The following is a 13,996-nucleotide window of genomic DNA, read 5'->3' as shown; positions in this document are numbered from 1 at the left end:
GTCCGCAAGGGCTCGTGGCCGGAAAGATTTCCGGAAACGGCTCAGAAGGGGAACCGGGAGCGGCCGTGCTGCACCGAGATCCACTTCTGGGTGGTGAACGCGTCGAGCATCGAATCGCCGTTCAGCCGGCCGACGCCGGAGTGCTTCTCACCGCCGAAGGGGACGATCGGCTCGTCGTGCACCGTGCCGTCGTTGATGTGGATCATGCCGGTGTGCACCTGCTTGGCGAGGCGCACCCCGCGCTCCACATCGCCCGTGTGCACGGCACCGCTGAGGCCGTACGGGGTGTCGTTGGCGATCCGTACCGCCTCCTCCTCGCCGTCGAACGGGACGATCAGCGCGACGGGCCCGAAGATCTCCTGGGTGAGGACCGGTGAGTCGGCGGGCAGGCCCGTGAGCACCGACGGCGAGAGCAGGTTGCCGTCCGCGCCGCCGTGCAGCAGCGCGGTCGCGCCCGCCTCGACCGTCTGGTCCACCAGCGAGGAAACGGCGTCTGCCTGCGAGGAGTTGATGAGCGGGCCGATGTGGGTCGCCGGGTCGGCCGGGTCGCCGACCCTCAGCGTCTTCACCTTGGCGACGAACTTCTCGGTGAACTCCTGCTCCACCGAGCGGTCGACCAGGATGCGGTTGGCCGCCATGCAGACCTGGCCCTGGTGCACGTACCGGCTGAAGACCGCGGCATCGACGGCGTAGTCGATGTCGGCGTCGTCGAGCACGATCAGCGCGCTGTTGCCGCCGAGTTCGAGGATGGCGTGCTTGAAGTTCGCGGCGCAGACGGTGGCGACATGGCGGCCGACCTTGTCGGACCCGGTGAAGGAGATCGCCTTGGGGACGGGGTGCTCCAGCAGCGCGTCACCGATCTCGGCTATGTCGGTGATGACCACGTTCAGCAGTCCGGCGGGCAGACCCGCGTCCTCGAAGATCTTGGCGACCAGGGAGCCGCCGCAGACCGGGGTGTTCTGGTGCGGCTTGAGCACCACGGCATTGCCGAGTGCGAGCGCCGGGGCGACCGACTTGAGGGAGAGCAGGAAGGGGAAGTTGAACGGGCTGATGACGCCCACCACCCCGACCGGGACGCGGTAGACCCGGTTCTCCTTGCCGTCGACCGGGGACGGCAGGATCCGGCCCTCGGGGCGCAGGGCGAGATGGATCGCCTCGCGCAGGAACTCCTTGGCGAGGTGCAGTTCGAAGCCGGCCTTGAGATGCGTGCCGCCCAGCTCCGCGATGATCGCCGCGGCGATCTCCTGCTCACGGTCCTCGATGATCCGCAGAGCCTTCTCGAAGACCTGCCGGCGGGAGTACGGATTGGTGTCGGCCCAGGCCCGCTGCGCGCGCTCGGCGGCACGGTAGGCCTGGTCCACCTCGGCAGCGGTGGCCACCGGAATGGACGCCAGCTTCTCCCCGTCGAAGGGGTTGAAGTCGATGATGTCCCAGGAGCCGCTGCCGGACCTCCACTCGCCGTCTATGTACTGAAACGCCAGTTCGGTGAAGAAGGACATGTGATCACTGCTCCAGAGGCGGATGCGGCTGTGGCCGACAGAAGCGCAGAAGTCTGATGTCGCGTCATCGTACTTGTGTTTCAACCGAGTTGAAGGAGACCTCTAAGCAGATCGCGGCTCTCCGCGGGGTCCGGGCTGTCCTCTTGGAGGCGCCTCATCGCCCGCTCGTACTGGGCCACTTCCTCGCGCTTGTCGAGGTAGAGGGCGCTCGTCAACTGCTCCAGATAGACGATGTCCGAGAGGTCCGACTCCGGGAAGCGCAGCATGGTGAACGAACCGCTCTCGCCCGCGTGCCCGCCGAAGCTGAACGGCATCACCTGCAGCGTGATGCTCGGATGCTCGGACACCTCGATGAGATGCCTCACCTGGGCCTGCATGACGTCGCGGTCGCCGTACGGCCGGCGCAGCGCGGCCTCGTCGAGGACGGCGTGCAGCCTGGGGGCGCGCTCGGAGACCAGCACCTTCTGGCGTTCGAGGCGCAGCGCGACCCGGCGGTCGATCTCGGCAGGTGACGCGTCGGGCATGCCGCGGCTGACGACGGCATGGGCGTACGCCTCGGTCTGCAGCAGGCCGTGCACGAACTGGACCTCGAAGATGCGGATGAGGGAGGCCGCGCCTTCGAGGCCGATATATGTCTGGAACCAGCCGGGCAGTACGTCGCCGAAGCTGTGCCACCAGCCGGCGACGTTCGCCTCCTTCGCGAGACCGAGCAGGGCGTCGCGCTCGCTCTCGTCGGCGACGCCGTAGAGGGTGAGCAGGTCCTCGACATCCCTCGCCTTGAAGCTCACCCGGCCCAACTCCATGCGGCTGATCTTGGACTCGGATGCGCGGATCGAGTATCCGGCCGCCTCCCGGGTGATGCCGCGGGACTCCCTCAGCCGTCTCAGCTGTGAGCCCAGCAGGATGCGCCGCACCACCGAGCCTCCACCCGGACCGTCGCCGCGCGGGTGCCCCCACGACCACGCCGCCTCGCCTGCCGTCATGACTCGAACCCTCCCCATCTCTGCGCCACTTCGCTGTGTGAACCGATCCTTCCGCGTGGGTCCCCCCGAACCCAAGAGCCGGATTCTGCCACCAAAACGCTTCAGCCCGTACTCATTCGATTACGGAAATGGGAAGAGCGTGGGAAGAGGGTGACAGAGATTCGTGGAAGAAATGAGCAAGAACCGGCACGGGGGTGGACAGTTCTGGCGCGTGCACGTGCATCTGCCCTTGCATCTGCCCTACGCATTCGGAACCATGGTCCTCGCGCACTTGCGTGCTCGTTCGTGTTGGAGCGTCACAGCCGCGATTCCCGGGAGAGCCTCGCATGGGGACGAATGGATCGACCATGCTCGAGCCGTTACGGCAGGGCCTTCCGCCGATCGACCCCGCGGCCGTCTCCAGCTCCGTCTCCTGCGCCCTGCCCGCCCGCTACGAAGCGGTGCGCGGTGCCCGGCAGTTCACCCGGACGACTCTCGGACAGTGGGAACTGAACGACCGCTTCGACGACGTGGCACTCGTCGTCTCCGAACTCGTCACCAACGCGCTCCGGCACGCGCTGCCCTCCGAGGCGGCGCCCCGCGAGCCCTCCCACGAGCAGCCGGTGCGGCTGCATCTCATGCGCTGGACGACCCGGCTGGTGTGCGCGGTGCGCGATCCCAGTCATGACGGCCCCACGGCGCGGGAGTCCGAGGAGGACTTCTCGGCGGAGTCGGGGCGCGGGCTGTTCCTCGTCGATTCCTTCAGCGACGGCTGGGGCTGGCATCCGCTCGCCGGCACACTGCGCGGCAAGGTCGTCTGGGCGCTGTTCCGGCTGGGCAAGTAGCTCAGGACCCTCGTATCACTCAGGCGACCAGATGGTCGAACTCCCCGTCCTTGACACCCAGAAGCAACGCTTCTATCTCCGCCGGCGTGTACACAAGTGCGGGTCCTTCGGGATGCCGTGAGTTGCGCATCGCCACATCGCCGCCGGGAAGCTTGGCGAACTCCACACAGGAGCCCTGGGAGTTGCTGTGTCTGGACTTCTGCCAGACGACTCCCTGAAGCTCCGTGGCCGCCATGCCGTTGTACACGTGGTGCACAAGTCGCTCCCGGGGTGCAAGGTGCAGGTGTCAACTATCCCGGATCATAGCTCTGTTCATTTCCGCATGCATGGGCGGATGCATCGGCAGATGCACGTGCACGCGCGGTGTTCCTCCGACTACACCGACGATACGGAGCACGGTGCGCGGTCGTTCAGCGCGCTGCGGACGAACGCCGGTCCGCACAGGCCGAATTGCGACGTCAGCCGCGTGACGCCGCCGCGGCACGAGTGCGCAAGTCGTCCTGGTAGCTTGGCGCGGTCGTGAAAGCAACGGGTCCCGGGACCGGCAGAGCCCGGCGACCGATCAGGGGGACGGAACAGTGCTCAAGTTCGTACGTACGTCAGCCGTCGCGGCGGGACTCGTCGCGGCACTCGCGCTGACCGGCTGCGGGAGCAGCGACAGCGACGGCACGGCCGAGGACAAGGACACGGCCGCGCCCGGCGCGTCGGGCGGCGACACCGGCGGCGGCGAGGCGGGAAAGCCGCGTGACGTCGAAGGCACCTGGACGGGCACGAGCGACGGCAAGCCCGTCGCACTCTCCGTCACCCAGGGCAAGGCGGCGCTGCTCGCCGACGGCCACGCCTGCACCGGTGAGGTGAAGGACATGGGCTCGCAGATGCTGTCGCTCAAGTGTGCGGACGGGAACACCGACCGCACCATGGGCGCGATCGAGTCCAACGACGGTACGACGCTGGTCATTTCCTGGGACGCCGGGAAGAAGGACACACTGAAGAAGAGCGCCGAGGGCTCGCTCCCGGACGGACTGCCGGACGGACTGCCGACGGAGGCCCCGGCGTCCTGACCTGTCGGTGCCCTGCCGGGCGCGGTTCACCTTCATGGGCCGCGGCCCGGCTGCGCCGCGTACGCACCTCAGCCCTCGGGTGCCCATCCGTCCTCGCGTACCCGTTGCGCCAGGTCGATCTTCGTGTACGTCGGGCGGCCCGCCTGCTGGTACTTCTCCTTGACCCGGTCCAGGTAGTACTTGGCCGTGTGCGGACTGACCCCGGCACGCCGCGCCGTGGAGGTGAGGGTCAGGCCCGACGCGTACCCGAGCAGCACCTCCAGCTCCTTCGGCGAGAGCCTCGGGCGGGCAGGGCCGTCGTCGTACGCCCACGCGAACGCCAGCTCCGGCGAGTGTGCCGTGCCGCCGGAAGCCACTTCCTCGAGCGCCTTCACCAGCGTCGGAAGATCGTGGTCCTTGGTCAGATAGCCGTCCGCGCCTGCCTCGATCGCCGCGACGATCCGCCTGCGGTCCGCCACGGTGCTGATGACCAGGACCTTGCTGCCGGCGGCCCGCAGCCGACGGATGTTCTCGTCGGGCCGGGACGCGTCCTGCAGCACCAGGTCCAGCATGACGACGTCGAAGGGTGGCCGGGCGGCGGGGAGTTCGTCCACCGTGCCGGCCGTCGCCAGCAGGCAGATGCCCGGGGCGCCGGCCAGCCATGCCCGCAGCCCGTCGAGCAGCATGCGGTCGTCGTCGACCACCGCGACGGTGATCACGACGGCCAGCGCAGTTCGATCCGGGTCCCCTCACCGGGGACGCTGTCGGCCTCGGCAGCGCCACCGGTCTCGCGCATCCGCGCACGCACCGAGAAGCGCAGGCCGAGCCCTTCGGTGACGGCGTCGGGATCGAAGCCGACGCCCCGGTCGACGACGGTCACCACGACCCGGCCGTTCCCGCCCCCGCCCCTGTCCTGTCGGGCGGCCGTGACATAGGCGTGGCCCGTACCGGCGTGGCGCAGGACGTTGTTCAGCGCCTCCGTCAGCGCATCCGCCAGGGCCGCCGACGCATGGGGAGGCAGCTCCGGTACGTCGTGGTACTGGGCGCTCACCCGCAGGCCCAGGCTCTCGGCCGACCTGACCGCGGCCTCCAGTGCCGCCGCCGTTCCCGGCGCGGACTCCCCGTCGGCGTGCTGCTGGACGAGGCGCCGCAGATACGCGGCCTCCCTGGCGCAACGGTCCCGCACCGGCGGCGCGTTGGCGTCGAGTCGGCCGCTCGCGATCGCGGTCAGCGTCGCCAGCACGGTGTCGTGCAGGGCCCGGTGATGGTCGATCCGCTCCGCGTACCGGGCCCGTTGCGACTCGGCGGTCAGGGCCTGCGCGGTCGCGGCGTCGAGCAGACTGCCCTGGCGGCGCAAGTACCACCAGAAGACGCCTGCAAGCACCGCCGACGAGGCGAGCGAATTGAGATGCCCTGCGATCACGGCGACATCGGCGCCGGTGAGCCGGTATCCGACAGCATGCGTCACCGCCAGCACCGCCACCACGCCGATCACCACCGTCCGGCTGCCGAACGCCACCGCCGCCACGGCGCTCGCGGACCCGCCCAGCAGCATCAGCCACCCGATGTCCGCCGAGTGCCGCACCCCGCCCGCGTACGCGACGAACGGCAGCAGGCACCCCACCACCACCGCATCCGCGACCGGCGGCCAGATGCCGAACCACCCCCGTGACCGGGCGGTGCCGAAGACGGCCAGGCTGCTCGCCAGGGCCACCCCCAGGGCCACCCATGCCACAGGCCGCCCCCGCTGGTGCTGGGCCACGGCGGCGATCCCGACCGCCAGATGGCTGGCCCGGTACAGACCCGTCGCCAGCATCATGAACGCCTGGGCCCGTTGAAGCCCCGAACCGACGGTCACGGCATGCCTCCCCCGCTCACGCAACCCCCCTGAACCGGCGGTACAGCCGCACACCGGAAGCCCGCTAGCTTTCGGGGCAATCCGGCACCGGACACGACGAGCAATCAGACCACCGCGTCGGGTCACGGCGCCTGCCGGAATCCGGGCAAAGAAGGAGGCAAAGTGGCTCGAAGTGTGCACCGCGTCGGGATCCTCGGGACCCTGGCATCACTGCTCGTTCTGCTGATCCCCGGCACCGCCGACGCGGCCGACCCGCCGATCCGTTACACGTCGTGGATCAACAACGCCGCGATCTACGAGATGCGGGCCTCGTACTCGTGGCAGTGCATGGACGTGCGCGGCGAGTCCCAGAACCCGGGCGCGATCATTCAGCGCTTCGACTGCAAGGGAAGGCTGCACCAGCGGTTCTACTTCATGCCGTCCGGCACGCCCGGCCTGTTCCACATCGGCGTCTACGGCAAGTACTGCATCGGAGCCCAGAACGCGTCGACCGCCGACAACACCCCGATAGTGCTGGGCCACTGCCAGGGACCGGGCCAGCACTTCCGCTGGGTCGACCAGGGCAACAACCACTGGGAGATCGTCGAGGCCGCGAGCGGCAAGTGCCTTCACGACACCGGCCGGCGCAGTGCGATCCAACTGCGGACCTGCGGGAACATCACCGAGCCGTACCCGAGCCTGTGGACCCCCATCTACGACCGTCAGTACAACTACACCAGCGTCTGGGGCTGAGCGGGCCCCTGCCTCACGGGGGAGGGCAGGGCCGGAGCACCTGCGGCCCTGCCCGCCGCGGTGCGTCCAGGCATCACCGCCGTGCGCGGTCCGCCGCCGATGTGCCGTCCCGCCAGCCGTCGAGGTCCGTCGCGCCGCGCACCCGCGTGGTCGTCGTCTGCGGGAACATCCGGTCCGCGCGTTCGGTCACAGCCAGGTCGCGCGTCGCCAGGACCGGAAGCAGATCCGCGGTAACCGCCTCCTGGGCGACCGCCGTGAGGTGGTCGCCCAGGCGTGAGGCGTAGGCCGTCCAGAACGACTGGCGGAACGTCTTCGTGCGCTTCCGCCCGCCCGCCCGCTGCGCCGACTCGGCTCGGGTCATCGCCGTCGTGCCCTGGACGAGGAGCGAGGTGTACAGCAGCTCGACCGCCTCCAGATCGCCCTCGAAGCCGACCACGGTGGAGAAGTTGAAGGCACTGTTCCAGACCGCACGGCAGCGGTTGGCGGAGGCCACGGCGTCGAGCAGTACCGCCTTGGCCGTCTCGTACGGGGCGTCCACACCGATGCGGCACGCGGACGGGGCGTCCTTCGCGTGCGTGCCGTGGGCCAGGACCGCCTCGTCGATGCTGTGCCGGGCCATCAGCTCCTGCGCCTTCGCCGTCAGGGCCTCCGCCTCCTCCGGGTAGCCCGTCGCCTCCGCCTTCGCGAGCAGGGCGCGGATACGGGTCAGCATGCGCGGCTCGTGCGGCGACGGCGCGGAGGTGAGCGGCGCTCCGGGCGCGGGGGCGACCGGTTCTATACGCGGGAGCCGGACGAGCAGGCGGTGGAGTTCGAGGACGACGGTGGCGTAGGTGAAACGGTCCGCCCGGTACGGCGGGTGGTCGCCGAGTTCGGCCAGCTGCGCCTGCCAGCGGGGGGCGAGCCGGGAGCCGTGGGCGGCGGACTCCGCGGTGATCAGCTCGGCCGCGAGTCGCTCATGGGGGCCGTCGAGATCGCGGCGGACCAGGCGTACGACATCCGCGGGCTGCCAGCCGCGCTCCCATGCCTTGCGCAGCTGTTCCTCGCCGCGCCTGCGCAGCTCCGCGTCGGCGGAGGGGTCGGCGGCGAGCAGGGACGCGGCACTGTCCAGCGCGTCGTCGCCTTCGGCGTACAGCGCTGCCGCCAGCGCTCTGTCGACCGTACTCACACAGCAGATGGTGTCACGGGGTAGTGCCTGCCCCACCTGCCGGACGCCGGTCAGTGGTCGTGATCGGCGGGCACGCGGACGGAAGCCTTGAGGGCATGAATCCCACTGCCGTACGGCTCACCGCACTCCGCCGTGTCCATCGCGACGTCACCGCACTCGACGGGGTGGACCTGGCGTTCGCCACCGGTTCGTTCACGGCCGTCATGGGGCCGTCGGGGTCCGGCAAGTCGACGCTCCTGAACTGCGCCGCCGGGCTCGACCGGCCGACCTCAGGGCGGGTCGAGATCGACGGGACCGAACTCGGCGGGCTGGGCGAGCGGGCGCTGACGCTGTTGCGCCGGGACCGGATCGGCTTCGTCTTCCAGGCGTACAACCTGCTCCCCTCGCTGACCGCCGCGCAGAACGTGGCCCTTCCGCTGCGGCTGGCCGGGCGCCGGCCGCCGCGAGCCGCGGTCCGCGAGGCGCTGGCCCGGGTCGGTCTTCAGGGGCGGGCCGGACACCGGCCCGGCCGGATGTCCGGTGGCCAGCAGCAACGGGTCGCGCTGGCGAGAGCGCTGATCACCAGGCCGTCGGTGCTGTTCGCCGACGAGCCGACCGGTGCCCTCGACACCGTCACCGGCCGGGAGGTCCTGGCGATGCTCCGGGATCTGGTGGACCGGGAGCGGCAGACGGTGGTGATGGTGACGCACGATCCGGTGGCCGCGTCCTTTGCGGACCGGGTGGTCTTCCTGGTCGACGGGCGGGTCGCCGGGGAACTGGCGGCGCCCGCCCCGGAGCAGGTCGCCGGGGAACTGGCGGCGCCCGCCCCGGAGCAGGTCGCCGCCCGTCTGGCGGGACTGGAGTCCCTGCCGTGCTGACGCTCGCACTCGCCGCCCTGCGCACCCGCTGGGCCACGCTCTGCGCGAGCTTCGTCGCCCTCGCGCTCGGGGTGGGTCTGCTCACCGCGATGGGGCTGGGGCTCGCCTCGACCTTCGACGCTCCACAGCGGGCCCCGCAGCGGTTCGCCTCCTCGCCGGTCGTGGTGCGGGGGCAGGACAGTCTCACCGTCGAGGTCCGGCGGGGCCCGGACATCGCGAAGGTGTCGAAGAAGCTCGACCGTCCACACCCTGTGGACGCCCGACTGGTGCGCGAGCTGGCCGCCCTCGGAACCGTGACCCGCAGGGGCGGCCCCGATGCCGTCGGGGTCGACGCGCCGGCGGACGCCGTCCGCGAGGTCGTGGACGGGCGGGCCCAGGTACTCACCGGGGACGATCGCCGGCGCGCCGACCCCGCCCCTGAGCGCGATGCGCAGGCGCTGGTCGGCGTGAACGCGCTGCTGGGCACGGCGGGAGGTGTGTCCGCGTTCGTCTCCGTCTTCGTCGTCGCCTCGACGTTCGCGTTCGCGGTGGCGCTGCGCCGGAGGGAGTTCGGGCTGCTGCGTACGGCGGGAGCCACACCGGGCCAGATCCGGCGGCTGCTGCTGACCGAGGCACTGGTCATGGGCGTGCTCGCCTCGGCGGCGGGCTGCGCGCTCGGGGCGCGCGGTGCACCGCTGCTGGCGCGGCTGCTGGTCGACGGGGCGGTGGCGCCCGAGTGGTTCGCGATCCGGTCCGGCGTGCAGTGGCCGTTCCACGTCGCCTTCTGGACCGGGATCGTCGTCACGCTCGCCGGCGTGTGGGCTGCCTCGCGGCGGGCGGGACGCGTCGCTCCGGCCGAGGCGCTGCGGGCGGCGGACGTCGACACCACAGTGGTGGGGCGCGGCCGGCTGCTCACGGGACTCGCCCTGGCCGCCGCCGGCATCGGTCTGCTGGTGTGGGGGCTCGCGACGGACCCGGCCGAGCTGTTGAAACGCAAGACCTACACGACCCGGCCGATGCTGCTGATCACCGCCGCGGCGCTGCTCGCGCCCCTGTTCGTCCGCCGCGTGGCACGCCTGCTGCCCGCGCCGCGGGGTGCGGTCGGGCTGCTCGTACGCGAGAACACCGCGGCCTCCGTGCGCCGTACGGCCGCCGTGGCGGCGCCGGTGCTCGTCACTGTCGCGCTCTGCGGATCGCTCCTCGGCTCGGCGGAGACGGTGACGGCGTCGCGGGCGGCGGAGGCACGCGAGCGGACAGCCGCGCAATTCGTCGTCACCGGCGACGCGTTGAACGTGCCCGTACTCCCGGGTGCGGCCGTCTCGGCGACCTCCTCGACTTCCGTGTTCGTACGGGAGGAGGGCACGACGCTGATGAAGTTCGAGGCACACGGGGTGAGCGACCCTGCCGCGTTCGCGGACCTGACCCGGCTGCCCGTCGTCGCGGGCGACCTGCGCGACCTCGACGACCGCTCGATCGTGGTGAGCGAGGAATGGGAGCGGCACACGGTCGGCGACACCATCGGCGTGTGGCTGGCCGACGGACGGCCGGCGCGGCTGCGGATCGCGGCGGTGCTCCCGGTCGGCGCGGGGGGCACCGGCACCTACGTCACCTCGGCGAACGCGCCCGGCGCGGCCGTGGACCGGATCGACGTACGGCCCGGGCCCGACGCGGAGCCGGCCGCCGTCGCCGCCGAACTGGCGGGCACCACAGGCGGAACGGTCCGTGATGTCGCGGCGTGGGCGGCCGCGACCCACCCCCGTACGAGCCCCCAGACGCGCATCGGCCTGCTCGTGGTCCTCGGCATCGCCCTCGTCTACACGGCGATCGCCCTCGCGGGCACGTTGCTGATGGCCACCGCGGCGCGCACGGGCGAACTCGCCTCGCTGCGCCTGGCGGGAGCGACCCGCGCCCAGGTGCTGCGGGTCGTCGCCGGGGAGGCGCTGCTCGCGGTGGCCGTCGGAGGGGTGCTGGGCGCCGCGGTCACGGCGGTCAACCTTGCCGCCCCGGCGGCCGCGCTGGCGGCACTGACCGCCCCGGTGACGGTGGCCGTGCCGTGGGCGACGACGGGGCTCGCGCTGGGAGCGTGCGCGGTTGTCGCGGCAGTCGCGGCGGTGGTCAGCTGCCCGCGGGACGCCCGCCGCTGAACCGTCGGCGGGAGGGGGCGTCGGATCGGATCAGGGTCCGGGCCCGTCCGGCCGGACAGGGCCCCGTCCCGCGGACAGGGCCCAGGAGGGGGTCAGGAGGTGATGTTCTGCTCCGCCCACACCACCTTGCCCGTGACAGTGCGGCACGAACCCCACCGCCGGCAGAGCATGTTGATGAGCTGGAGCCCCCTGCCGCCCTCGTCGCTGAGGTCCGCGTGCTGGATCTGCGGCAGGTCGGGGCCGGTGTCGGAGACCTCCACCGTGAGGCGCTCGCCGCGCAACAGGCGCAGCTGGCCCGGACCGTTGCCGTAGCGCAGCGCGTTGCCCACGAGTTCGCTGACGACGAGTTCGCTGATGTCGACCAGATCGGACAGCTCCCAGGCGCCGAGCTGCCCGGCCACATGCCTGCGCGCCACGGACGCGGCGGTGCCGTCCTTGGGCAGGTCCCACACCCTCAGGTCGTCACCGGGTCCCGGGATGCCCCCGGCCACGAGGAGTACGGCCTCGTCGAACCGGGCCGAACCGCTGGGCGCGCAGGCGAGCAGCCGGCCCTCGTCCAGATGCTCCGCCGAGAGGCCGAGTGCCGCCACGCGCAGCCGTTCCAGCTGTGCGTCGATGTCCTCGGAGCGGGACTTGACGAGCCCGTCGGTGTAGAGGACGAGGCGGCTGCCCTGCGGTGCGGAAAGCCGCAGCGGATCGTAGGGGATCACGCCCGCGCCGAGGGGCGCCCCGATGGGCACGTCCACGAAGGAGCCGCTGCCGGAGCCGTCGAGCAGCAGCGGCGGCAGATGCCCGGCGCTGGCGAAGGTGTAGCTGGAGTCGGCAGGGTCGTGGACCACGCACAGACAGGTGGCGACCTGCTCGTCCTCGAGGTCACGGGTGGCCAGATCGAGCCGGGCCAGCACCCGCTCCGGCGCCATGTCCAGCGTCATCAGCGTGCGGCCGACCGCCCGAAGCCGGCCCATGGTGGCGGCCGCGGGCAGCCCGTGGCCCATCACGTCACCCACCATGAGGGCCGTGCGGCCACCGGGAAGGGCCATGACGTCGTACCAGTCGCCGCCGACAGCGCGCGAGGCGACGGCGGGCGCGTACTCGGCGTGCACACGGAGGCCGGGGGTGAGCGGCGTGGCCCGTGGCAGCAGGCTTCGCTGAAGGGAGACGACGTGCTCCCGCTCGCGCCCGTAGAGACGGGCGTTGTCGATGAACACCGCCGCTCTGGACACGAGTTGCTCGGCGAGTGCCAGGTCCATGGCGGAGAAGGGCGGGCTGCTGCCGGCGCGCACGAAATCCGCCGTGCCGAGCAGCACTCCGCGGGCGATGAGCGGTACGGCGAGATAGCTGTGGACCCCGGTCCGGCGCATCTTCTCCGCGGCGCTCGCGGTGGGTGCGACGCGGGCGAAGTCGTTGTCCCTCATCCGGCTCACCATGACCGGGCGGCCCTGCCGGAGGCAGTACTCGTGCAGCAGCGTCTCGTGCGGCATGGTGGACCGGTCGATGGTCACCCCCACCGGTGTGGGTTCCAGCACGGAGAGCCTGTCGACGGCGCGTACCGCCATGGCCCGGACGATGGGCAGCCCCGAGCCGGTCCAGCGGGCACCCTCCTCACCGCGCAGCACGCCCTCGAGAACGTCGACCGCCGCCGCGTCGGCGAAGCGGGGCACGATGAACTCGGCCAGCTCCTCGGCAGTGCGTTCCAGGTCCAGCGTGGTCCCGATGCGCGTGCTCGCCGAGTTCAGCCAGGCGAGTCTGCCGCGGGTGGTGAGCTGTTCGGACCGCGGCCGGCCACGGCCGCCCCGGCGCAGCCTGCCGCTCTTGGGCGGGTACCCGGAGGAGCCGCTCCTCGCCGAGAGCCGACTGGTCAGGCGTCTTCCGCGACTGCCCCCGTTCACCGTTCGGCCTCCCAGTCACGTACGTCCGCGCCTCGGTCCACAGTCTGCGCCCGCAGCACCGGGCACGCCTGCCGGACGGCATCGGCCGTCCGGCAGCAGATCAGAGACTAAGGCCGAGTGAACATGTTGCGGCAGGACCCGGACGTGGCGGATTCGCCGGCGTCCGGTCGGACGGGCCCTGTCACGAGACGCGCAGGGTCTTCCTGGCCAGTTCGTACGCCGGGAGCATCTCCTCGTGCTCGTCCGAGTCGAAGCCGCCGAGGTCAACGACCACCACACCCTTCGGTGTGGTCACGGCGAACGCGCGCTCCTTCTTCGGCTCGTCGAGGATCTCGGAGGGGTTGAGGTACGTGACCTCGACGGCCGGCAGCTTCCCCGCCTTCGTGTTGGTGTACACCTCGTCGGTGCGGTCCTTCGCCGCGTCCGCGACGAAGGCCTCCAGCGCCTTGCGGGCGTCGTCGCCCGCCGCGCCACCCGACCACACGCGGATGAAGCCGAGGTGCCCGGCGGGCTTCGCGTCGATCTCGCAGGCAAGGGTCAGGGGGCCCTGCTCCAGCAGGGCGGCGAACTCGTCGTCCTTGTCGTACTCGACGGGGTCCGGCTTCCAGTCCGCCGCGAGGTCGAAGGTGACCGGCAGCGGACACTGCGACCCGGAGCCGCCGACCGAGCCGCCGCTCTTCGCCGCTCCGTCCCCGCCCGGCTCCCGGGCCCCTTCGGCTGCCGGCTTCCCCTTGGCACCCGGCTCGGCCCCGGCGTCCGGCTCCGGCTCGGTCGAGCAGCCGGTCACCGCCCCCAGCACCAGCGCCGCAGCAACCGCCCCGAGGACCGCGCCGCGCGCACGCCCCCACATCACACCCTGCACCGAGGAATCCCCGCCCCTTTGTAACGCCGCCGCCATCGGCCGCGTAGTCGGCCCGATCCTAGGGACAGAGGCCCGAAAGCAGGAACGATTTTTGAACGGGAAGGGGAACGGGAACGGCGCCTGGAACGGGAGCAACGCCCGGAACGGGAAGGCTGCCGGCCGCC

The 13,996-nt window shown here is 71.5% G+C and carries 13 protein-coding genes; 5 read left to right on the top strand and 8 right to left on the bottom strand.

Annotated features, from left to right (window positions below; all coding sequences use genetic code 11):
- Positions 1 to 41 precede the first annotated feature (41 nt).
- Both AC067Z_RS21635 and AC067Z_RS21630 read right to left on the bottom strand, forming a co-directional pair.
- The gene (locus tag AC067Z_RS21635; RefSeq protein ID WP_478791189.1) at positions 42 to 1,499 is read right to left on the bottom strand and encodes an aldehyde dehydrogenase family protein; all 1,458 of its coding nucleotides are present in this window, start codon (positions 1,497 to 1,499) and stop codon (positions 42 to 44) included.
- Between the two features lie 80 nt (positions 1,500 to 1,579).
- Entirely contained in the window at positions 1,580 to 2,482 is a 903-nt protein-coding gene (locus AC067Z_RS21630) for a helix-turn-helix domain-containing protein (RefSeq protein ID WP_478791188.1), read from the bottom strand.
- Between the two features lie 326 nt (positions 2,483 to 2,808).
- Here AC067Z_RS21630 and AC067Z_RS21625 point away from each other — a divergent pair, with 326 nt between their 5' ends.
- On the top strand, positions 2,809 to 3,306 hold the full coding sequence (locus AC067Z_RS21625) for an ATP-binding protein (RefSeq protein WP_478791187.1): 498 nt from the start codon (positions 2,809 to 2,811) through the stop codon (positions 3,304 to 3,306).
- A gap of 19 nt (positions 3,307 to 3,325) precedes the next feature.
- On the opposite strand, the gene AC067Z_RS21620 is transcribed toward AC067Z_RS21625, so the two are convergent.
- Positions 3,326 to 3,562 carry a DUF397 domain-containing protein gene (locus tag AC067Z_RS21620; RefSeq protein ID WP_356633955.1) on the bottom strand — a complete coding sequence of 79 codons (237 nt, stop codon included), beginning with the start codon at positions 3,560 to 3,562 and terminating at the stop codon, positions 3,326 to 3,328.
- 322 nt (positions 3,563 to 3,884) lie between these two features.
- On the opposite strand from AC067Z_RS21620, the gene AC067Z_RS21615 reads away from it, so the two are divergent.
- Complete coding sequence (locus AC067Z_RS21615) at positions 3,885 to 4,367, top strand: hypothetical protein (protein ID WP_478791186.1); 483 nt, start codon at positions 3,885 to 3,887, stop codon at positions 4,365 to 4,367.
- Positions 4,368 to 4,435: 68 nt separating this feature from the next.
- Here the strand turns inward: AC067Z_RS21615 and AC067Z_RS21610 are convergent, their stop codons facing one another.
- On the bottom strand, positions 4,436 to 5,065 hold the full coding sequence (locus AC067Z_RS21610; RefSeq protein ID WP_478791185.1) for a response regulator transcription factor: 630 nt from the start codon (positions 5,063 to 5,065) through the stop codon (positions 4,436 to 4,438).
- Positions 5,062 to 6,204, bottom strand: a complete 1,143-nt coding sequence (locus AC067Z_RS21605) for a sensor histidine kinase (RefSeq protein ID WP_478791184.1) — start codon at positions 6,202 to 6,204, stop codon at positions 5,062 to 5,064. Before AC067Z_RS21605 ends, AC067Z_RS21610 begins: the two co-directional genes overlap by 4 nt.
- Before the next feature lie 162 nt (positions 6,205 to 6,366).
- Between AC067Z_RS21605 and AC067Z_RS21600 the strand changes: the two genes are divergently transcribed.
- Positions 6,367 to 6,936: an RICIN domain-containing protein gene (locus tag AC067Z_RS21600; protein WP_478791183.1), complete on the top strand. Its 570-nt coding sequence runs from the start codon at positions 6,367 to 6,369 to the stop codon at positions 6,934 to 6,936.
- 73 nt (positions 6,937 to 7,009) lie between these two features.
- Here the strand turns inward: AC067Z_RS21600 and AC067Z_RS21595 are convergent, their stop codons facing one another.
- Positions 7,010 to 8,101 (bottom strand): DUF2786 domain-containing protein, encoded by a 1,092-nt coding sequence (locus AC067Z_RS21595; RefSeq protein WP_478791182.1) that lies wholly within the window; start codon positions 8,099 to 8,101, stop codon positions 7,010 to 7,012.
- Between the two features lie 95 nt (positions 8,102 to 8,196).
- On the opposite strand from AC067Z_RS21595, the gene AC067Z_RS21590 reads away from it, so the two are divergent.
- Together AC067Z_RS21590 and AC067Z_RS21585 are read left to right on the top strand one after the other, a co-directional pair.
- The gene (locus tag AC067Z_RS21590) at positions 8,197 to 8,958 is read left to right on the top strand and encodes an ABC transporter ATP-binding protein (protein WP_478791181.1); all 762 of its coding nucleotides are present in this window, start codon (positions 8,197 to 8,199) and stop codon (positions 8,956 to 8,958) included.
- Positions 8,952 to 11,081: an ABC transporter permease gene (locus AC067Z_RS21585; RefSeq protein WP_478791180.1), complete on the top strand. Its 2,130-nt coding sequence runs from the start codon at positions 8,952 to 8,954 to the stop codon at positions 11,079 to 11,081. Before AC067Z_RS21590 ends, AC067Z_RS21585 begins: the two co-directional genes overlap by 7 nt.
- Positions 11,082 to 11,173: 92 nt before the next feature.
- Here AC067Z_RS21585 and AC067Z_RS21580 read toward each other — a convergent pair whose 3' ends face one another.
- Entirely contained in the window at positions 11,174 to 12,970 is a 1,797-nt protein-coding gene (locus tag AC067Z_RS21580; RefSeq protein WP_478791179.1) for a SpoIIE family protein phosphatase, read from the bottom strand.
- A gap of 181 nt (positions 12,971 to 13,151) precedes the next feature.
- Positions 13,152 to 13,832: a lipoprotein gene (locus AC067Z_RS21575; protein ID WP_478791178.1), complete on the bottom strand. Its 681-nt coding sequence runs from the start codon at positions 13,830 to 13,832 to the stop codon at positions 13,152 to 13,154.
- Positions 13,833 to 13,996: the final 164 nt, after the last annotated feature.

It is taken from the genome of Streptomyces sp. NPDC043812, from assembly GCF_056436245.1.
Note: the sequence above shows the minus strand (reverse complement) of the source record. Positions and strands in the feature narration are given on the sequence as shown.

Bases quoted from the DNA above. Each gene is read 5' to 3' on its own strand.
- AC067Z_RS21630 (WP_478791188.1), bottom strand. From the start codon at position 2,482: ATGACGGCAGGCGAGGCGGCGTGGTCGTGGGGGCACCCGCGCGGCGAC.
- AC067Z_RS21590 (WP_478791181.1), top strand. From the start codon at position 8,197: ATGAATCCCACTGCCGTACGGCTCACCGCACTCCGCCGTGTCCATCGC.
- AC067Z_RS21635 (WP_478791189.1), bottom strand. From the start codon at position 1,499: ATGTCCTTCTTCACCGAACTGGCGTTTCAGTACATAGACGGCGAGTGG.
- AC067Z_RS21625 (WP_478791187.1), top strand. From the start codon at position 2,809: ATGGGGACGAATGGATCGACCATGCTCGAGCCGTTACGGCAGGGCCTT.